This is a genomic window from Flavobacterium sp. P3_A6 (assembly GCF_056403035.1).
In genome coordinates, this window is sequence record NZ_JBFUGG010000001.1 from 43,947 (window position 1) to 63,486 (window position 19,540).

The window sequence follows — 19,540 nt, forward strand, 5'->3', positions numbered from 1 at the left end:
TTAATTATAGATTCATTCGTTATATGTTATGAAATCTTTAATTTTGTAAAAAAAAATATCAAGCATGAGAGTTAAAGAACAAGGTCTTTATTTACCCGAATTTGAGCACGACAACTGTGGCGCAGGATTTATATGTAATTTGAACGGAATTAAGTCTAATGACATCATTCATAAGGCTCTAGACATCCTAATCAAGCTGGAACATCGTGGAGCGGTAAGCTCGGATGGAAGAACTGGTGATGGTGCTGGAATCTTATTTGATATCCCACATGATTTCTTCAAAAAAGTCTGTGATTTTGAAATTCCGGAAGTTAGAGAATATGCAGTAGGAATGGTTTTTATGCCAAAAAGCCCAAACCAAGCTGATTTTTGCAAAAACACATTTGAATCTGCTGTAAAGGATCAAAATCTGTCTATTTTAGGATGGAGAGACGTTCCTGTGGATGTTTCTAATTTAGGGCAAATTGCCGCAGAGAAAGAACCAACCGTTAAACAAGTATTTGTTGGTAAAAACGGTTTAGATATTACTGAACAGCAATTCAATGCCAAACTATTCATGGCTAGAAAAATTGCTGAGCATACGATTCGCAATTCAAGAACTTCTGAAAGTCATATGTTTTACTTTTCAAGCTGTTCTACAACTACTATAATATATAAAGGACTATTGATGCCGGAAGACATCAGCAGATACTATACTGATTTATTAGACAGCGATTTGGTAACCCGTTTAGCTTTGGTTCACCAGCGTTTCTCTACAAACACTTTCCCATCTTGGGATTTGGCACAGCCATTTAGATATATGTGCCACAATGGTGAAATCAACACATTAAGAGGAAACGTGAGCAGAATGCGCGCTCGTGAAGAATTAATGAAAAGTGATGTTTTCGGAGAAGATTTAAAAAAATTATTCCCAATTATATTAGAAGGAAAATCAGATTCAGCTTCTATGGATATGGTTGTTGAGTTATTATTAATGACTGGACGTTCATTGCCGGAAGTTATGATGATGGTTGTTCCTGAAGCATGGGAAAAACACAAAACCATGTCTGATGAGAAAAAAGCATTCTACGAATACAATGCTTGTATCATGGAACCATGGGATGGCCCTGCTTCTATTCCTTTTACTGACGGAAACGTAATTGGCGCATTATTGGACAGAAACGGATTGCGTCCGTCCCGTTATACATTGACAAAAAGCGGTTTCGTTATCATGTCATCAGAAATTGGTGTACTTGACATAAAACCAGAAGATGTAATTCAGCACGGAAGATTAGAACCAGGAAAAATGTTCTTGGTTGACATGAATGAAGGCCGTATCATTGAAGATGAAGAAATTAAGCATTCTGTAGTAACTAAACGTCCTTATAGAGAATGGTTAAATAACAATATGCTGCAGTTGGCGCAAATTCCTTATACAAACAATCCAATTCCAACTGAAGAAACTGATTTTGAAACCAGACAGCGTTTATTCGGTTACACTATCGAAGATTTAAAGACTATCATTAATCCAATGGGCGCTCAAGGTAATGAAGCATTAAGCTCAATGGGTAATGACACTCCACTTGCAGTTTTATCTGATCAGCCTCAATTGCTGTATAACTATTTCAAACAATTATTTGCTCAGGTTACTAACCCGCCGTTGGATGGTATTCGTGAAGAAATAATCACAGATACAAGTTTATCTGTTGGAGGAGATTACAACATCTTTGATATTACTGACATTCACTGTAAAAAAATCAAAATCCAAAATCCTGTAATATCCAATGAGGATTTGGATAAAGTAAGAAGCCTTGACCATACCGATTTCAAATCGGTTACTATTTCTACTTTATACAAAATAGAAAAAGGAGTAAACGGAATGGAACGTGCTTTAGAAAAATGCATACAAGCAACATTCAAAGCAGTTTCTGAAGGATGTAATATCGTTATCCTTTCAGACAGAGGCGTAAGCGAAAAAATGGCTCCAATACCAATGTTATTGGCTACTTCTTACATCCACCATTCTTTGAATATTTTGAAAGTTCGCTCCAAATTTGGTATTATAATCGAATCTGCAGAACCACGTGAACCACATCATTTTGCCTTATTATTTGGATATGGCGCCAGTGCGATCAATCCGTACATGGTAAATGAAATTCTTCATGACCAAGTAAACCAAGGTTTCATTACAGGCGTAAAAGCAGATTATGCGATTACAAACTACAATAAAGCGATTGCAAAAGGTATTGTTAAAATCATGAATAAGATTGGTATTTCTACCTTGCATTCCTATAAAGCCGCACAAATTTTTGAAATTTTAGGTTTAAATAAAACGTTTACTTCTAAATACTTCCCTTATACTCCTTCAAGAATAGAGGGTATTGGTTTAATGGAAATCGAAAGAGAAGTTAAAAAAAGACATCAAAATGCTTTCCCAAAATCGAATATTGCAAATCTGTTGCCATTAGAAATCGGAGGTATTTACAGATGGAGAAGAAATGGTGAAAAACACATGTTCAATCCAACTACCATTGCAAAATTACAGCAGGCAGTTAGATTAAACAGCCCAGAAAGCTATAAAGAATACTCTAAAATGGTGAACGAGCAAAGTGAAAACTTGATGACCATAAGAGGTTTATTTGAATTTAACAATTTGGATCCTATTTCTATTGACGAAGTAGAACCATGGACTGAAATTGTGAAAAAATTCAAAACTGGCGCAATGTCTTACGGATCTATCAGCCAGGAAGCTCATGAGAATCTAGCGATTGCCATGAACAGAATTGGAGGTAAATCTAACTCTGGTGAAGGTGGAGAAAATCCAAAACGTTTCCAAAAAGAATTAAATGGCGATTCTAAAAACAGTGCCATAAAACAAGTGGCATCTGGAAGATTTGGAGTTTCTATTAACTACCTGACAAATGCTCAAGAGATACAAATTAAAATGGCTCAAGGTGCAAAACCTGGAGAAGGAGGACAATTACCTGGTGAAAAAGTTGTGCCTTGGATTGCCGAAACAAGAAATTCTACTCCTTATGTAGGTCTTATTTCGCCTCCGCCTCACCATGACATTTACTCTATTGAAGATTTATCTCAATTGATATTTGACTTAAAAAATGCCAATAGAGAAGCTAGAGTCAATGTTAAATTAGTTGCTGAAGTTGGAGTTGGAACTATCGCTGCAGGTGTTGCTAAAGCAAAAGCTGATGTTATCTTAATTTCTGGATATGACGGAGGAACTGGTGCTGCACCATTAACTTCATTACAGCACACTGGTATTCCATGGGAACTTGGACTTGCGGAAGCACAACAGACTTTAATATTGAACGATTTAAGAAGCCGTGTAGTTCTTGAATGTGACGGTCAATTAAAAACAGGACGTGACGTTGCTATCGCTGCATTGCTTGGAGCAGAAGAATTTGGTTTTGCAACTGCACCGCTTGTTGCTTCTGGCTGTATCATGATGAGAGCTTGCCACTTGAATACTTGCCCTGTAGGTATTGCAACACAAGATCCTGAATTGAGAAAGAATTTCAAAGGAACTCCGGAGCACGTTATTAACTTCATGTACTTTATCGCCGAAGAGTTAAGAGAAATCATGGCTCAGCTTGGATTCAGAACATTGAAAGAAATGGTTGGACAATCTCAAAAATTGAATGTTAATAAAGCGATTAAGCATTATAAAGCAAATGGTTTAGATCTGTCTACTATTCTTTACAAACCTGAGAAAGCGAAAACTGTACCAAATCATAATACTACATCTCAAGATCACGCATTAGAAAATGTACTTGACTTTGCAATTATAAAAGCTGCTATTCCATCTATTTATAGAAAAGAAAGAACAAGAGTTACATTTGACATCAAAAACACAGACCGTTCTGTTGGTGCCATTTTAAGTAATGAAATTTCAAAAATATATGGTTCTCAAGGATTACCGGAAGACACTATTCTTGTTGACTTTACAGGTTCTGCGGGACAAAGTTTTGGAGCATTTGCTACTAATGGATTATCGTTCAAAATCCACGGAAACTGTAATGACTATTTAGGAAAAGGGCTTTCTGGAGGAAAATTAATTATTAAAGTACCTCCTACTGCAACTTTTACCCCAGAAGACAATATCATTATTGGTAATGTTGCTTTATACGGTGCAATTACTGGAGAGGCCTATATTAATGGTATGGCTGGAGAGCGTTTTGCTGTTAGAAACTCAGGAGCTACAGCTGTTGTTGAAGGAATTGGGGATCACGGTTGTGAATACATGACTGGAGGAACAGTAGTTGTTCTTGGTAAAACCGGCCGAAACTTCGCAGCAGGTATGAGCGGCGGTGTTGCTTATGTATATGACGCCAAAAAGAAATTTGAAAATGGATTGTGCAATATGGAAATGGTTGCCCTAGAAACATTAGAAGAGGAAGATTTAGTAAAATTAAAACACTTAATCAAAAATCATTCTATGTACACCAATAGCCCTCTAGCGAAACGCATTTTAGGAGATTGGGAAAACGAGAGCAAACATTTCATAAAAGTTATGCCAACAGATTACAAAAAAGCATTGCAAAGATTGGCAGAAGAAAAGCAAATTCAAGAATTAATAGCACAATAAGTCATGGGTAAAATAGGAGGATTTAAAGAATATAATAGAGCCGACGAAAATAACGTTGCTGTTCAAGAAAGAGTTACAAATTATAATGAGTTCACAATTCCGCTTTCAGAAGAAAAGAAAAAAGAACAAGGTTCAAGATGTATGGATTGCGGAATTCCATTTTGCCATAGCTCCTGTCCGTTAGGAAATTTAATTCCTGATTTTAATGACATGGTGCACCAAGAAGAATGGGAAAGTGCATTACAAATTTTACAATCAACCAATAACTTTCCTGAATTTACAGGCCGTTTATGCCCTGCTCCATGTGAAAAATCATGTGTGTTAGGAATAATCCAAGAACCTGTAGCTATCGAAAATATTGAAAAAAACATCATAGAAAGAGGATTCGCTGAAGGATGGATTAAACCGCAAACTCCAGAAAAAAGAACAGGAAAAACTGTTGCTGTAATTGGATCTGGCCCTGCAGGATTGGCGGCTGCGCAACAATTAAACCGCGCTGGTCATACTGTAACCGTTTTCGAAAGAGACAATGCAATTGGCGGATTATTACGTTATGGAATTCCAAACTTTAAATTGGAAAAAGGAATAATCGACAGACGCGTAAAAGTGTTAGAAGCCGAAGGAATTGTTTTCAAAACTAATGTAAACGTTGGCGTTAATTTTAGTGTAGAGGAATTAAATTCTTTTGATTCTATCGTATTATGCGGTGGAGCAACTGAAAGAAGAGGATTACCTACTAAAGGTGCAGACAGCAAAGGTGTTGTACAAGCTATGGATTTCTTAACGCAGCAAACCAAAGTTTTATACGGAGAAAAAATTGAAGACCAAGTATTAGCAACCGGTAAAGATGTAATCGTTATTGGCGGTGGTGATACAGGATCTGACTGTGTTGGAACTTCAAACAGACACGGAGCAAAATCGGTTACAAATTTTGAAATCATGCCAAAACCTCCAGTAGGAAGAAGCGAAACCACACCATGGCCATTTTGGCCGTTGCAATTAAAAACTTCTTCATCACACGAAGAAGGTTGTAACAGAAACTGGTTGATTAATACTAAAGAATTCCTTGCTAATGAAAAAGGAGAACTAGTAGGATTAAAAACCGTTGAAGTAGAATGGAAAATAAAACCAGGACAAAGACCTGAATTAATCGAAAAAGAAGGTTCAGAGAAAATCTGGCCTTGCGACTTGGCTTTGCTAGCTTTAGGTTTTACAGGTCCTGAAAAAACATTAGCAGAGCAGTTAGGTTTAGAAATTGATTTTAGAAGTAATTACAAAGCTACCAATTATCAGACTAATGTTCCTCATATTTTCACTGCTGGTGATATGAGAAGAGGCCAATCCTTAATTGTATGGGCCATTTCAGAAGGACGTGAAGCTGCTAGAGAAGTTGATTTATACTTGATGGGGTATAGCAATTTGCCAACAAAAGGAAATGGTGATTTGCCAGCTTTATAATATTTGAAATAAATAAAAAAATCCTAAGTTGTCTTAGGATTTTTTGTTTTTGCCAAAATTGTATTTAACTTTTTCTACTACTGATGTTTTTCCGTTTCCTTTTGGGAATTCTTTTTTACTAGATTTTTTAGTGTCCGAAGCCGATTTTGAAGGACTTTGGTCTCCTCTTGATTTTTCTGCGTCTTTTGGTTTAGCCTTAAATTCAGGTCTGTCTTTTGAAGTTTCCTTCTTCGGAATTTCTGCTTTGTGCTTAGCTAAAACGTCATTCGGGTTTTTAGGGTTTTCTTTGGTTCCCCTCAAGTGAATTACCAATCCGTTTAGGAAATTGCGTAACACTTGGTCGCCGCATTCCATATAATTTTCGTGTTTTTCATCACGGAAAAAAGCACCCAATTCTGATTTTGAAATTCTAAAATCTACCAATTCCAAAATCTCTACTATTTGGTCATCGCGCAACATCAATGCTACTCGAAGTTTTTTGAATATATCGTTATTTGTCATTTTTGTGTATTTAAAGCGCAAAGATAAGCATTTACAAAATGAATTCTTCGTATTGTTTTTTTGTCACCAAAAACACTTTGCCAATTATTTGAAATTAGATATAAATTCAATTATTTTTGGGGTTAATAATGGAATTGTTCTGTAAAAAAATGTTTAACTGTTGTTTTGTAAAGAGTATTAAAGATTGTTTCGGTATGAAGAAAATTGCACTAAGTTTCGTTCTCTTTTTTTGTTTAATATCAGCTTATGCTCAGTCGGGGCACGAAATCAAAATAAATTTAAAGAATTGTAAAGATATCATTGCATATCTTGCTTTTTACCAATTTGACAAGCTGTATGTTTCTGATACGTGTAAAAAGGTGGTGAACGGAAATATTGTTTTCAAGGGAAAGAAAAACCTGGACAAGGGAGTTTATTTTTTGCTCAGCCAGGAAAAAGGAAATTATTTTGATTTCATAATAGATGAGCAATCTCAAAAACAACAAATCAATTCTGATAAAGCCAATTTGATCAAGGATTTAAAAGCAGTCAATTCTAAGCAAAATGAAAATTTTTTCAACTATATTCGTTTTGTCACGGACAAAAACAAAGAATTTGACAGTTTTAAAAAATCTGTGAAAGAACAGAAAAATCCTGATTCTACAGCACTTTTAGCCAAGGAATTCAAAATCTTGGATGAGGCTATTCTGGAAAATGATTTGAATACTATTGGACAAAATAAAGGAAATTATCTTTCGGAAATTATTAATTTAAAAACTGAAAAAGTGGCCAAAGACATTCCAAAAGCTACTAACGGAAGACCCGATAGCATTTTTTCGTATCATTATTACAAGAAACATTTTTGGGACGGCGTCAATTTTCAGGACGATGCCATGTTATGCAATCCCTTTTTTGCCAATAAGATTAAGAAGTATTTTAATACAGTTATTGCTCAGCATCCTGATTCAATTTGCGTGGAGATTGACCGCATGATGCTAAAAACTAAGCAAGGCACCAAAATGAACATGCTTTTATTGGCTTATTTTACTTCGACGTACGAAATACCAAAAATTATGGGAATGGACAAAGTGTTTGTCTATATGGTCGATAATTATTTTAAAACGGGAAAAGCCAAAGGCGTATACGATGACAGCGTAATCAAACTAATCATAAACAGGGGGAACGTTTTGACGCCGCTGCAACTTGGAAAACCAGCTCCAGAACTCTATATGATAGACATTCCTGGTCATGACAAGATTGCAAAAATGGGTTTTGACACCGCAAAAACAAGCGAAGAAATCACCAAAATCTATTATGCCAATCAGCCGGAAATCGAAAAATCTTATGTGACTTTATCAAGTGTTAAAGCTGATTATTTGATACTGCTTTTTTGGGATGTGGACTGCGGGCATTGCCAAAAAGAAGTGCCAAAAATATTGGAACTGTACCACGATTTATTGAAAGAAAAGAAAGATGTCAAAGTTTTTGGGGTTTACACCCAAAATGAATTTGATAAATATAAAAAATACATCATTGATAATAAACTGGATTGGATTAATGTCTATGACGGGGTTCATATCAATAATCTCAAAGATAAATACGATGTCGTGACAACGCCCGTGATTTATATTCTTGATAAAAACAAAATCATTAAAGCCAAAGGAATTGGTTCTGAAGCGATAAAAAGCATTATTACCCAAATGGAAAAAGAGTATTCCAAAATATAGTTTAATTGTTTAATCGTTTGAGGAGTTTAATTTAACTGTTTAATTCCCAACCAAATAATTGCATCGTCAAAACCATCTCTCCACAGCTTCTCGTTATGATGCCCTCCTTTTACAATTACTTTTTTGTTGAGATGCAGGCAATAACAGCGGTTTGTATTTAGCAAAAGTTCCATGTGATTAAGGTCAGTTACCATGCTGTCATCATCTCCTTCTGAATCACCACAGAGAAAGTAAATTTTGGCCTTAAGCTTTTTACTGTTTGTCATATAGTCATTTATGTCCTTGCGGTTGATCCAAAAAGCAGGAGAAAAAACGCCCGCTTTTCCAAAGACTTCCGGATATTTTATAACGGCATAAAATGAAGTCAAGCCTCCCAAAGAGCTTCCCATAATGGTCGTGTTTTTGGCATTCGATTTTGTTCGGTATTTTTTGTCGATTTCAGGTTTTAGGGTGTTTACGATAAATTCGAGATATTTATCGGCATTGCCCCCGCCGTAGTTGGAGTGTTTATAGGGAGTTAATTCTTCGAGGCGCTTTTCGCCACCGTTTTCAATTCCCACCACAATTACTTGTGCGTTTAAGCTGTCGAGTTTTTCATCGACATTCCATTCTCCCGCAAAAGAGGTCTTTGCATCAAATAAATTTTGGGCGTCATGCATGTAAATTACAGGATATTTTTTGGTTGAAGTTTCGTAATTTTTGGGTAAATACAGCCAAATTTTTCGGCTTGTTTTCAGTTGCGGCGCTTCGATGGCAAAAGAGGAAACCTGTTTGGAAGCGGTACTTTCCTGAGCATTGGTTTTACTAAGAAATAAAAATAATGGGATAAGAAAAAATAATTTCAAAGCGATTAATTTTTTTGATTTATAAAAAAAGAATATTTTAGCTAAAAATACAAATATCATGGGAAAACTTGAAGATAAAATCAATTTGTTATCTGAAATGATTGCATTTTCAGTTGTTGACGGAAGACTGCATGAACGTGAATATCAATTTGTTTGGATTGTTGCCCAAGAATTAGGCATCAGTAAAAATGACTTTAACGATTTATTTCATCAAGAATTGCCAACAGGAGTTATTAAATCTGAATTTGAGAGAGTTCAGCAATTTTACCGTTTGGCATTATTGATGCATGTTGACGGCGTTTTACATCAAAAAGAAGAAGAGGCTATCCGGCAAATTGCCATTAACATGGGATTGAATCCAAGTGCTACGAATCGTATATTAAAGCTGATGAAAGAATCTCCCAATGCCATGATTCCTCCGCAAGTTTTATTGGGACATTTTCAGGAACAGCATAATTAATGAATTTTCCCTTGTAAAGCCTTAATCTCATCACGCAGTTTTGCGGCTTGTATAAAATCAAGATCTTTTGCCGCTTTTTCCATTGCTTTTCGCTTTTCGCGAATGAGTTTTTCTAAATCTGGTTTTGACATATAAGCTGTTTCCGGTTCGGCGGCTATATTCATGATGTGCCCCAATTCGTATTCTACTAATTTATTATTGGTAAAGGCACTTTCAATCTTTTTATTCAATGCTTGAGGAACTATATTATTCTCTGTGTTGAAATTGATTTGCTTTGTTCTTCGGTAATTGGTTTCGTCAATCGTTTTTTGCATGCTGGCAGTAATTTTATCTGCATACATAATTGCTTTCCCATTCAGATTTCTTGCTGCACGACCAATGGTTTGAGTAAGTGAACGGTGGCTTCTCAAGAATCCTTCTTTATCGGCATCGAGTATGGCAACCAATGATACTTCGGGTAAATCCAATCCTTCACGCAATAAATTCACACCAATTAGAACATCAAATATTCCTTTTCGCAGATCCTGCATGATTTCAATTCGCTCTAAAGTATCTACATCAGAGTGAATATAGCGACAGCGAATGCTTACTTTAGTTAAATATTTGGCTAATTCCTCTGCCATTCTTTTGGTCAAAGTAGTTACCAAAACACGTTCGTCAAGTTCACATCGTTGTTGAATTTCTTCTATTAAATCATCAATCTGATTCAGGCTTGGGCGGATTTCAATAATTGGATCCAATAATCCAGTAGGGCGAATTACTTGTTCTACATATACGCCATCCGATTTTTGCAGTTCATAATCGGCTGGTGTTGCCGAAACATAAATAACTTGGTTTTGCATGGCCTCGAACTCTTCAAATTTCAGAGGGCGGTTGTCCATAGCGGCTGGTAAGCGAAAACCATATTCTACCAAATTTTCCTTACGGCTGCGGTCGCCTCCGTACATGGCATGCACTTGTGAAACTGTTACGTGGCTTTCGTCAACAACCATCAGATAGTCTTTAGGGAAATAATCCAATAAACAAAAAGGGCGGGTTCCGGCTTCTCTGCCATCGAGATAGCGGGAATAATTTTCAATTCCTGAGCAATAACCCAATTCCCGAATCATTTCTAAGTCAAAATTGGTGCGTTCTTCTAAGCGTTTGGCTTCAAGATGCTTGCCGATTTCTTTGAAATAATCAACTTGTTTGACCAAGTCCTGCTGGATTTCCCAAATGGCATTTTGCAATACATCCGGCGAAGTTACAAACATATTGGCTGGGTAAATTGTCAGCTTTTCGTATCTCTCAATAACTTTGGACGTTTTTATATCAAAGCTTTCTATTTCTTCTATTTCATCTCCAAAAAAATGAATTCGGAAACCATCATCAGCATAACTAGGATATACTTCAACAGTATCTCCTTTTATGCGAAAATTTCCAGGAGTAAAATCAGCTTCGGTTCTGGAGTATAAACTTTGAACCAAACTTTTTAATAATTTGGTTCGTGAAATCATTTGGTTTCTCTCTACGGCAATTACGTTCTTTTGAAATTCTACGGGATTACCAATACCATAAATGCAGGAAACAGAAGCCACAACTATTATATCTCTCCGACCAGAAAGCAGGGAAGAAGTAGTGCTTAAACGCATTTTTTCCAACTCTTCATTGATGGATAAATCCTTCTCAATGAAAACGCCTGTGACGGGCATAAAAGCTTCGGGTTGGTAATAATCGTAATAGGATACGAAATACTCTACGGCATTATTGGGGAAAAACTGCTTAAACTCCGAGTATAATTGCGCAGCCAAGGTTTTGTTGTGTGCCAAAATTAAAGTAGGACGTTGTATCTCTTGAATGACATTGGCCACTGTAAAAGTTTTTCCGGAGCCAGTAACTCCAAGCAACGTTTGGAATTGTTCGCCATCGAGCACACCTTGAGTTAATTTTTCAATGGCTTGCGGTTGATCTCCTTTTGGCTTGTATTCGGATATAACTTGGAAATTCATTGTTTAGTATTTCAAACGTTTAGGGTTTTGTCTTGTGTCCCAAACAGACAGAATTATAATGTGAGTTTCATTAATTTCATAGAAAATATAATAATTTTCAATTAACAAACCGCGAATATTTATCGAATCAGTTTTTTTTCCAATGGTTGGCTGTTGGAGCAGTATTTGTAATTCGGTTTGAATTAATCTGTTTAATTTTAAGGAATATAATTTGCTTTTATTTCTAAAATTAAAATATTCAAATATAGCTTTTAATTGAAGTTTTGCAGGTGTTGTCCAAACTATTCTTCTTGCAGCCATTTTTCCATTTCTTCATTTAAGACATCGTTCTCAATAAAATTTCCTTTCAAATATTCCTTTTTCGAATTTTGAATTTCTTTTTTTTGCTGATCGTTAAGAATTATTATGTTTTTAAAATCCTGATTGCCACTATCAATGGATTTTGATTTACTGTCTAAAATTGTATTTATTGCCGACAAAAAAACTTCATCATCAATTTCGACAATTTTAGAAATCAATAAATTTTTTAATTCGATGGTACTCATAATAAAAGAATTTATACAAATTTAATCAAAAGAGCATTGTAAATATTAAAACTTCCAGTTTTCTTGTTGTTCTTCACTTAAAAAAGACCAAGCAACAAAGCGGCTTGTTTTTTGGCCTTGAGCCATATCAATTGTTTTTATAGTTGCGGGATGAACTTTAGCCAATGTTTTATAAATACTTTTCAGATTATCGCTTTTAGAAACTAAAGTGGTAAACCATAAACACTGCATAGGATATTTGGCACTTTCATAAATCATTTGTTTGATGAATCCCAGTTCGCCGCCATCGCACCATAATTCATTATTTTGTCCGCCGAAGTTTAAAATTGGCTTATCAGTTTTGGCTGTTTTTGGATTCAGGCTGTTTACTTTTCGAGTGGCGCTTTTTTGAGCTTCCTCGGCTGAATTATGAAAGGGCGGATTGCAGATTATGAAGGTAAACCGATCTTCGGGCGTGATAATATTTTTAAAAATAAAACGGGATTCGGTTTGCTGCTGCAAGCTGACAGCGTCTATCAGTTTTGGATTTGCCTCAATAATTTTACTGCAGTTTTCGATAGCTTTTGAGTCAATATCGGTACCTACAAAATTCCAGCCGTAAGCTGCATTGCCAATGATAGGATAGATGCAATTTGAGCCTACGCCAATATCAAGTCCCAATACATTTTCCCCCTCCGGAATTTTTCCTTTATTGGACAGAGCCAGCAAATCTGCAATATAATGAATATAATCAGCGCGTCCGGGAATTGGCGGGCAGAGGTAATTTTTTGGGATATCCCAATTTTGAATGCCGTAATCCACTTGCAATAAGGTCTGGTTGAGTGTTTTTACGGCTTGAGGATCACTAAAATCAATTGTTTCAATGTCATGCTTATTAACAAAAACAAATTTTCCTAATTCTGGATTTTTTTGTGTTAATAGTTCAAAGTTATATCCAAATCGATGAAGATTTCTTGGATGTAAAGTTGTCTTTTCTGTATTTTTTATTGATTTCATTTCCTAAATTTCGCTGCAAAGATAGTCAAACCATTTTTGTAATCGGTATAACAGTCGTTTACAGCTGTTTTTATAATGATAATCACATAAAAGAATGCAGCTGTTTAGTTTTTTGGTGTTGAACGAACATCTGAGCAGCAGTAAGTTTTCTAACAATCTACGAGCCACGCAAAATCTTCTCCATCTTCCTGCCTTTTGCTAATTCATCCACTAGCTTATCCAAATACCGAACTTGCTGTGTTAAAGTGTTTTCGATTTCTTCTACACGATATCCGCATATTACTCCTGTGATGAGGTGAGCATTGGGGTTTAGAGAAGCTTGTTCAAAGAGTGTTTCAAAAGTTGCTTTTTCAGCTATGAGTTCTTGCAGTTTTTTGTCATCAAAGCCTGTTAGCCACTCTATAACTTGATGCAATTCTTCTTTTGATCTGCCTTTCTTTTCCACTTTTGCCAGATATAAAGGATAGACGGAGGTAAAAAACATTTTTGCGATACGCTGATTATGAGTGTCGGAATTGTTCATGCTTTCATTTATATCTATTCTTATTTTACTAAGTTCATGATAACTTCTGTTATTGGAAGGCAGTCTGTATCAAGTGAATCCTTTTGAATGTAATCTATTGTTGCCTGATTTTTTTCTTGATTTAAAATTATAGACAGCTTATATTCTTTTTCTTCTTTGATAAATGTGATTGATTTTTTGTTCAGATCATTTTTTTCTGCTGAGTTTATAGTGTCATTTTTACTTTGGAATGCTTTGCCCAAATATTCTGTATCACATGGTGATGTTTCAGTGTAAAGATAAAAATCAATAGAATTATTCTCCAAATATGTAATTCCCAAAAATTGAGTTGATTCATCCAGATCTTCAGCCTCTTTAAATTGATACACAGTTGAGTATTTTTGTGTTAAATAGTCCAACATTTTATCTTTAGAATTTTTATCTTTTTGAATGTTTTCTAAGGAAGGTTTTGTAATGACTTCTGTTTTTTTGTCAATACTCTCATTTTTACAATTTGAGCAAAACCATGTAATCATTAATAACAGCAGCAGTTTTTTCATGTTTAAAGATAAAAAAATAAAATGTTTTTTTAAAGGGTGCTAACGTAAGTCTGCGAAAAACACCCGTTGATACTATTCAAATATAGCAAAAGAATTAAAGCTGAAAACGAAGCATGGTTTCGTTTTCAGCTTTTCTTTTAGCTGGAGTGCTGATTAAACATTTCGGTTATGTTTTTTAATCCGTTAGGGGAGTGCATCCAGTCGGTGTTGTCCATTGTTTCTTTTCCTACTTCTGCAAATCTTGCAAACATTTGTTTTTCGTAATGTGCTATTGCCGATTTTAAGTCAGTAAAATTTTCACTGGTCAGACTTTCGCTTAACTGCAGCGCATCCAGCATAGCCATATTCACGCCTTCGCCAGCATAAGGAGGCATTAGGTGTGCAGCATCGCCAATCAATGTGATGTTGGATTGTGCTTCCCAATATTGGTTCAAAGGCATACAGTGCAAAGAATTTGGCAAAAGATATTTTTTTTCAGCTTCGAATAATTCAAGCCAAATGCTGTCCCACTTAGCGTATTCTTTCTTAAACCATTCTAAAACCTGCTGTTCATTTTTAAAATCAACGCCGCCATTTTTAATCCACTCGAGATCGGCGTTCCAACCTGCATAAAAATCCAGACTGCCATCGCCTTTGGCACTTACGTTCAATGTTTTTGAATCGCCAAAACCCATTATTTTTCCGCCTTGCAATAATGCGTGAATTCTTGGTGTATTTTTCTCTGAATTATAAATATTGCCCATCAATACGGTAACACCCGAATAAAAAGGTTTGATCGGCGTAACAAAAGGGCGGATTTTTGAGTTCGCTCCATCTGCGCCGATTACAATATCGGCAATGGCAGTATTACCGTTTTGGAAAACAATTTTCCAACGATTATCAACGTTTTCAAGAGAAAGAATATGACTGTCCCAAACTACGGTATCCTCCTGTAAAGAATCTAATAAAAGATTGCGCAGTCGTCCACGGTCAATTTCGGGTCTGAACCATTCATCGCCAAAATCGCCCTTAGCTTCTTCGTGATGGTCATCAAAGAAAATGTTGGCGTTTTCGTCAACTATACGAAGACGATCAGCATTAGGTCTGTAATTTGCTTTGAAAACATCCATCAAACCTGCTTCTTCAAGTGCTTTTAACGCTGATTCATGATGCAGGTCAAGTGTGGCGCCCTGTGCTCTTACATCTCTGTTGAAATCTCTTTCGTATACTTTTATAGTAACACCTTTTTTTTGTAAAAGTCGGGCCAATGTTAATCCGCCCGGGCCTCCGCCAATAATGGCAATTGTTTTATTTTGTAGTAAATTCATTTCACATTGTTTTATAATTACAATGCAAAACTACTTTTTGGGTAAATCTAAAAATTGTATAAATCGGTCATTTTCGTTTTTATTCAGTTCTTTTGGGGTTAGACCCGAATGTTTTTTGACGGCTTTAATAAAATGCGCTTGGTCTGTAAAATTTTGTTCAGGAAAAAATTTGCCTTCTTTGATTTGTGGCAATGATGCTTTGAATCTTAAAATAGTGCAGTATTCTTTTAGCGAAATGCCAATGTACTGATTGAAATAGCGGTTGATTTGCCGGCTTGGCCAAAATGATTTTTCTGATAATTCTTTCACGGTCATCGCACCGTCTGATGCATAAATGTATTCAAATAATTTACGTTTTTTATCTTCTATTTTTTTTTCTTTGAGAATATCGAGAATTTTTTCTGAAACCTTTTTTACAAAATGATCAAAGTCATTTAAATCATTTATGCTGATACCCCAAAAGTTATCGGGCAGTACCAATGGAATATTCTTTTGGTCAGCAACAGAAGTTTCAAGAATATATTCAACGGCGAGTAATTTAAAGCTAACAGCAAAAATGGCAGTTTTGGAAGAAAATATGGTTCTGGAAGATTGTCTGTCCAAATCCATCAGCATAACATTGAAAGGTTCTGTATCCGAATATGAAAAAAGCACATCAACTCTTCCATCTGGCAAAACTGCAAGTTCTTTGTCTTTGTCAGAATTATTGACAAGCATCCAAAAACTGCCTATAAATTCAGTAAGTTCGGCTTTTGGGAGAGCTGTTTTTAATTCCAAGTCGCTGTTCATCATTTTTATTTCTTTTTTAATTTTTTGAACTTTGAGTGTTTGTGGTTTGTTACTGTTTGCGTTCCCTTGTACAAGTGTTTGGGATTAAATTAAACTCTATTTTCGGATTTGCCAAATCATCCAAAATACAAAACCAGCTTCTCATTATGACTATTGCCCAAATCCGTTGTAGTAGTTATTATATATAGTGTTTTTCCACTGTGTTTGTCATTAGGTTTCCAAAATTTGTTGGTCTGTTTGTCAAATTCCAGTTTTCAAGCTCTTCTTTTTCAGATTTCCATTTTTCATCTGTCAATTGTCAGATTTCGACTTTTCGACTTCAGTTGGCGATTCCAATTTTCAGGGTTCTATTTTGTAAACTTCATGCGGAAACAAGTGCTTATTTTCTAATTGTTTTTATCTGTGTAATTTCGGCACAACAGTCTCGGGTATGAAACGTAGGTCATTTCGGAACCACGTACTTGTCTACGTAGTCAAATTTTGCTAAAAATCTGAAACTTGTTGAAATCCTTGTACAGCCTATGTTTTATGCCCATTGTTGGCAAACGTCTTTTCAGTTTTTTAATTACAGATAAAGTAATTTTCCTTAGGCACTAGGTTTGAACACCATTTGGAAGCGTTAACTAAATACGCATCTGATTTTTTTGTTTTAATAGTTGCAAGGTTTTTATTAGCACTTTCAAGATCATTAAATTCTATTACTGTTCTATAGCTTCCGTTGCGGTAGATTATTTTAGAATCAAAATTTACAAACTTGTTTTTCTCATCCTCAGCTTTTTTTAGAGTATTATATCCGCCAATGATTATGTAATAACTTGATTTTTTTTGATCGGGTAATTGTAATTCACTGTTTAACTCAATGTTTGCCTTTTCTATTTTACTTTGTAATAGTTGATAACGCTTCCTTTCTTTCTCACCCCATTTCAAACTGTCTTTTTCAAGTATTTGAGATTCCTCTCTATTCAGCGAATCTTTAGCTCTCAAATCATCATATTCTTTTTTCACCTCCTTGTAGTATCTTTCCCAACCGTCTCTTTGATCTTCGTCCACAGTTACACTCTTGAAAAATTGGGCTAATTTATATCGAGGTCCAATGTTGTTATTTAAGACAATTAAGTCTGTCATATATTTTTCAGAGTAAAACTTGACTTCATCAAAACTTTTATCCCTACTAGTGAATTTCCAGTCGATAATCATTGATATTGAAACCAATGCAACACTTACAATGAACCATTTAACAAGTTCTACCCAATATTTTGTTTTTTCAAAATTGTCATTCTCCATACGAAGTATTTTTTAATGCTTACCAACTCCCGCATAACGTTCTGGTTCGACAGCGGGTATGGTACTAAATTAAGCCCTATTTTCGGATTTGCCAAATCATTCCACATACAAAACCCACTTCCCATTAAGCCTATTGCCCAAATCGATAGGAGTGGCTGTTGGCGGTTCGGCTTTAGTATATTGTAATTTTTCCATCTTTTGCAAAAATTTTCGCAAGTATAAAAACTAATAGTGTGTGTAAAATTAGGTTTAGAGCATAATTATAAATTGGTTCGTTGTATATAATTGGAATTTTGAATGCTAACAAAGTTGTTAAAACAATTATTATCGAAAATGAAATCAATGATGCGAACCAACTTGAAATAGACTTCAGAGTTTTTAAGTCATTATCAAAAAATGGAGAGAATAATAAAATAACTAAAACAATTAAAAAAAAGAAATTTGAGGATATTAACATTAAAAAAGATGAGCGTATGTTTGGTTTACTAATAGTGTGTTTTGTATTAGTTATTTTTATTTGGTTTTGGTCATTTATATTTGGCGTTATTGAGTTTTTTAAAGAATTAAATGATAAATTAAAATCACGAAATAACAATTCTGAATAATGCTTTTTATTTATGATTTGTTGCTCTAAAATATTAACATTTTTTAGTTTTAAAGAATCCTTTTCATATCCTTTTTTAATAATTTGAATTTTTTCAAGATTTTCTAATTTATTACTAATAAAACTATTATAACTTATGTCAAATGTAAAATCAATTATAAATAACATTCCTATAATAGAAATAAAAATACCAGCTCTTAAAGTCCAATGCTTTGATTTATCCAAAAATAATTCAATAATATTCTTTATACCTTCAATCATTTATTTATTATTTTTAGTTTTCAAGCTGACTGCAAACTAGTATATAGGTCTGATGTTGTAAGACCGATACAGCCAAATATGGAGAGATAGGTCTGTTAAATATCAAATTTTATCTTATGCTAATATATATACAATTCTTGATAAATTGTCAAAAGGATTTTAATTTAGAGCGATATCCTTTTGTGTAAATGAGAATCAAGATTAAAAGATAAAACGAAAGCGAGAGTAGCCTTAAAATTTTAATCGATACATTCCATAAGCAATAAATCGCCATCTGTATGGGTTAAAGTAACGAGTCCGTCTTGGGCAACTTCATTGCTGCTTCCTGTTCGATATCCTATGGTGAGGGTAGTGTTTTTTAAGGGATATACTAAATTTTCAGAATTGATTCCGTTTACAATTCCAATGGGAATTAATGAAATTGGCGTTCCTGCAGTGTACCATTTTTCAAATTTATTTGGCAGCAAAAATATTTTGGAATGGTCATCGAGGATAACGATTTTAATTAAATCCCGGTAACGAACAATATTCGTGAGATTCGTAATGGTATGATCGGCACGTTTTCCGGTTGCCCACACTACATTTACGGCTGGAATCTGTCTTTGGATGAGATAATCAAAAGCTTTTTCTAAATCAGTTTTGTCTTGGTCTGGCGTGTGTATAATTTCTATTGGATATTGTGCGGCTTTGTACACTTCTGGGTCAAATCCGTGGTCGAAATCGCCTAACAGCACATCGACTTTAATGCCTAATTCCAACACCCGTTCGATAGCCGAATCGAGTACGATTACCAGCGGTGACCATTCGAGCAATTGTCCCAGTAATTCGGGATTGCAAGAAGCGCCGTTAGCAATAATTAAAGCTGGTTCTTGGTCGTCGCGAACGATATGGTGTGAAGACATAGAGATTTTAGATTTTAGATTTCAGAATGAAGAATATAGGATATGGAATTTTTGAATTTAGATTTTATCTAGATTTTCTGTAAAGTTATGAAATATCTTAAATCTAAAATCGTTAATCTTCAATCTTAAATCTTAAATCAATAGCCCAGATAATAATGAAAAGCCCGGAGTGCAAAAAACTAATTTTTCTTGTCCTAAAAGAGCGACCGGCGGAAGCTCCTTTTAGGGCTTAGAAAAATAATTTTTTGAA

General features: G+C 35.0%; 17 protein-coding genes. 4 read left to right on the forward strand and 13 right to left on the reverse strand.

Features of this window, described 5'->3' with window-relative positions; all coding sequences use genetic code 11:
* Positions 1–64 precede the first annotated feature (64 nt).
* On the forward strand, positions 65–4,582 hold the full coding sequence (gene gltB, locus AC1DVP_RS00180) for a glutamate synthase large subunit (RefSeq protein WP_477181531.1): 4,518 nt from the start codon (positions 65–67) through the stop codon (positions 4,580–4,582).
* A 3-nt stretch (positions 4,583–4,585) separates the two neighbouring features.
* Positions 4,586–6,040 (forward strand): glutamate synthase subunit beta, encoded by a 1,455-nt coding sequence (locus tag AC1DVP_RS00185; RefSeq protein ID WP_477181532.1) that lies wholly within the window; start codon positions 4,586–4,588, stop codon positions 6,038–6,040.
* A 33-nt stretch (positions 6,041–6,073) separates the two neighbouring features.
* On the opposite strand, the gene AC1DVP_RS00190 is transcribed toward AC1DVP_RS00185, so the two are convergent.
* Positions 6,074–6,541 (reverse strand): DUF1456 family protein, encoded by a 468-nt coding sequence (locus AC1DVP_RS00190; protein ID WP_477181533.1) that lies wholly within the window; start codon positions 6,539–6,541, stop codon positions 6,074–6,076.
* Positions 6,542–6,735: 194 nt separating this feature from the next.
* Between AC1DVP_RS00190 and AC1DVP_RS00195 the strand changes: the two genes are divergently transcribed.
* Positions 6,736–8,247 carry a redoxin domain-containing protein gene (locus tag AC1DVP_RS00195; RefSeq protein WP_477181534.1) on the forward strand — a complete coding sequence of 504 codons (1,512 nt, stop codon included), beginning with the start codon at positions 6,736–6,738 and terminating at the stop codon, positions 8,245–8,247.
* Positions 8,248–8,273: 26 nt separating this feature from the next.
* Here AC1DVP_RS00195 and AC1DVP_RS00200 read toward each other — a convergent pair whose 3' ends face one another.
* Positions 8,274–9,092: an alpha/beta hydrolase gene (locus AC1DVP_RS00200; RefSeq protein WP_477181535.1), complete on the reverse strand. Its 819-nt coding sequence runs from the start codon at positions 9,090–9,092 to the stop codon at positions 8,274–8,276.
* 58 nt (positions 9,093–9,150) lie between these two features.
* On the opposite strand from AC1DVP_RS00200, the gene AC1DVP_RS00205 reads away from it, so the two are divergent.
* Entirely contained in the window at positions 9,151–9,552 is a 402-nt protein-coding gene (locus tag AC1DVP_RS00205; protein WP_477181536.1) for a TerB family tellurite resistance protein, read from the forward strand.
* Here AC1DVP_RS00205 and uvrB read toward each other — a convergent pair.
* The 11 genes from uvrB to AC1DVP_RS00260 all read right to left on the reverse strand — a co-directional run bounded on the left by uvrB (position 9,549) and on the right by AC1DVP_RS00260 (position 19,290).
* The gene (uvrB, locus tag AC1DVP_RS00210; RefSeq protein ID WP_477181537.1) at positions 9,549–11,540 is read right to left on the reverse strand and encodes an excinuclease ABC subunit UvrB; all 1,992 of its coding nucleotides are present in this window, start codon (positions 11,538–11,540) and stop codon (positions 9,549–9,551) included. The genes AC1DVP_RS00205 and uvrB overlap by 4 nt on opposite strands.
* Before the next feature lie 3 nt (positions 11,541–11,543).
* Positions 11,544–11,840 carry a type II toxin-antitoxin system RelE/ParE family toxin gene (locus tag AC1DVP_RS00215; RefSeq protein ID WP_477181538.1) on the reverse strand — a complete coding sequence of 99 codons (297 nt, stop codon included), beginning with the start codon at positions 11,838–11,840 and terminating at the stop codon, positions 11,544–11,546.
* Entirely contained in the window at positions 11,822–12,085 is a 264-nt protein-coding gene (locus AC1DVP_RS00220; RefSeq protein ID WP_477181539.1) for a hypothetical protein, read from the reverse strand. Before AC1DVP_RS00220 ends, AC1DVP_RS00215 begins: the two co-directional genes overlap by 19 nt.
* Positions 12,086–12,130: 45 nt before the next feature.
* Positions 12,131–13,081: a 23S rRNA (adenine(1618)-N(6))-methyltransferase RlmF gene (rlmF, locus tag AC1DVP_RS00225; protein WP_477181540.1), complete on the reverse strand. Its 951-nt coding sequence runs from the start codon at positions 13,079–13,081 to the stop codon at positions 12,131–12,133.
* A gap of 157 nt (positions 13,082–13,238) precedes the next feature.
* Positions 13,239–13,604 carry a DUF2200 domain-containing protein gene (locus tag AC1DVP_RS00230; protein ID WP_477181541.1) on the reverse strand — a complete coding sequence of 122 codons (366 nt, stop codon included), beginning with the start codon at positions 13,602–13,604 and terminating at the stop codon, positions 13,239–13,241.
* A 20-nt stretch (positions 13,605–13,624) separates the two neighbouring features.
* Entirely contained in the window at positions 13,625–14,143 is a 519-nt protein-coding gene (locus AC1DVP_RS00235; protein ID WP_477181542.1) for a hypothetical protein, read from the reverse strand.
* A gap of 137 nt (positions 14,144–14,280) precedes the next feature.
* Positions 14,281–15,450 carry an FAD-dependent oxidoreductase gene (locus tag AC1DVP_RS00240; RefSeq protein WP_477181543.1) on the reverse strand — a complete coding sequence of 390 codons (1,170 nt, stop codon included), beginning with the start codon at positions 15,448–15,450 and terminating at the stop codon, positions 14,281–14,283.
* A gap of 30 nt (positions 15,451–15,480) precedes the next feature.
* On the reverse strand, positions 15,481–16,242 hold the full coding sequence (locus AC1DVP_RS00245) for a DUF6597 domain-containing transcriptional factor (RefSeq protein WP_477181544.1): 762 nt from the start codon (positions 16,240–16,242) through the stop codon (positions 15,481–15,483).
* 558 nt (positions 16,243–16,800) lie between these two features.
* Positions 16,801–17,523, reverse strand: coding sequence for a hypothetical protein (locus AC1DVP_RS00250; protein WP_477181545.1), 723 nt, complete (start codon positions 17,521–17,523; stop codon positions 16,801–16,803).
* A gap of 172 nt (positions 17,524–17,695) precedes the next feature.
* Positions 17,696–18,388 (reverse strand): hypothetical protein, encoded by a 693-nt coding sequence (locus AC1DVP_RS00255; protein WP_477181546.1) that lies wholly within the window; start codon positions 18,386–18,388, stop codon positions 17,696–17,698.
* A gap of 239 nt (positions 18,389–18,627) precedes the next feature.
* Positions 18,628–19,290, reverse strand: a complete 663-nt coding sequence (locus AC1DVP_RS00260; protein WP_477181547.1) for a thiamine diphosphokinase — start codon at positions 19,288–19,290, stop codon at positions 18,628–18,630.
* Positions 19,291–19,540: the final 250 nt, after the last annotated feature.

Excerpts from the sequence above, each read along its gene's own strand:
- AC1DVP_RS00255 (WP_477181546.1), bottom strand. The coding sequence starts at position 18,388 with ATGATTGAAGGTATAAAGAATATTATTGAATTATTTTTGGATAAATCA.
- AC1DVP_RS00215 (WP_477181538.1), bottom strand. The coding sequence starts at position 11,840 with ATGGCTGCAAGAAGAATAGTTTGGACAACACCTGCAAAACTTCAATTA.
- AC1DVP_RS00230 (WP_477181541.1), bottom strand. The coding sequence starts at position 13,604 with ATGAACAATTCCGACACTCATAATCAGCGTATCGCAAAAATGTTTTTT.
- AC1DVP_RS00220 (WP_477181539.1), bottom strand. The coding sequence starts at position 12,085 with ATGAGTACCATCGAATTAAAAAATTTATTGATTTCTAAAATTGTCGAA.
- AC1DVP_RS00260 (WP_477181547.1), bottom strand. The coding sequence starts at position 19,290 with ATGTCTTCACACCATATCGTTCGCGACGACCAAGAACCAGCTTTAATT.
- AC1DVP_RS00250 (WP_477181545.1), bottom strand. The coding sequence starts at position 17,523 with ATGGAGAATGACAATTTTGAAAAAACAAAATATTGGGTAGAACTTGTT.
- AC1DVP_RS00205 (WP_477181536.1), top strand. The coding sequence starts at position 9,151 with ATGGGAAAACTTGAAGATAAAATCAATTTGTTATCTGAAATGATTGCA.
- AC1DVP_RS00240 (WP_477181543.1), bottom strand. The coding sequence starts at position 15,450 with ATGAATTTACTACAAAATAAAACAATTGCCATTATTGGCGGAGGCCCG.
- gltB (WP_477181531.1), top strand. The coding sequence starts at position 65 with ATGAGAGTTAAAGAACAAGGTCTTTATTTACCCGAATTTGAGCACGAC.
- AC1DVP_RS00185 (WP_477181532.1), top strand. The coding sequence starts at position 4,586 with ATGGGTAAAATAGGAGGATTTAAAGAATATAATAGAGCCGACGAAAAT.
- AC1DVP_RS00235 (WP_477181542.1), bottom strand. The coding sequence starts at position 14,143 with ATGAAAAAACTGCTGCTGTTATTAATGATTACATGGTTTTGCTCAAAT.
- AC1DVP_RS00195 (WP_477181534.1), top strand. The coding sequence starts at position 6,736 with ATGAAGAAAATTGCACTAAGTTTCGTTCTCTTTTTTTGTTTAATATCA.
- rlmF (WP_477181540.1), bottom strand. The coding sequence starts at position 13,081 with ATGAAATCAATAAAAAATACAGAAAAGACAACTTTACATCCAAGAAAT.
- uvrB (WP_477181537.1), bottom strand. The coding sequence starts at position 11,540 with ATGAATTTCCAAGTTATATCCGAATACAAGCCAAAAGGAGATCAACCG.
- AC1DVP_RS00245 (WP_477181544.1), bottom strand. The coding sequence starts at position 16,242 with ATGATGAACAGCGACTTGGAATTAAAAACAGCTCTCCCAAAAGCCGAA.
- AC1DVP_RS00190 (WP_477181533.1), bottom strand. The coding sequence starts at position 6,541 with ATGACAAATAACGATATATTCAAAAAACTTCGAGTAGCATTGATGTTG.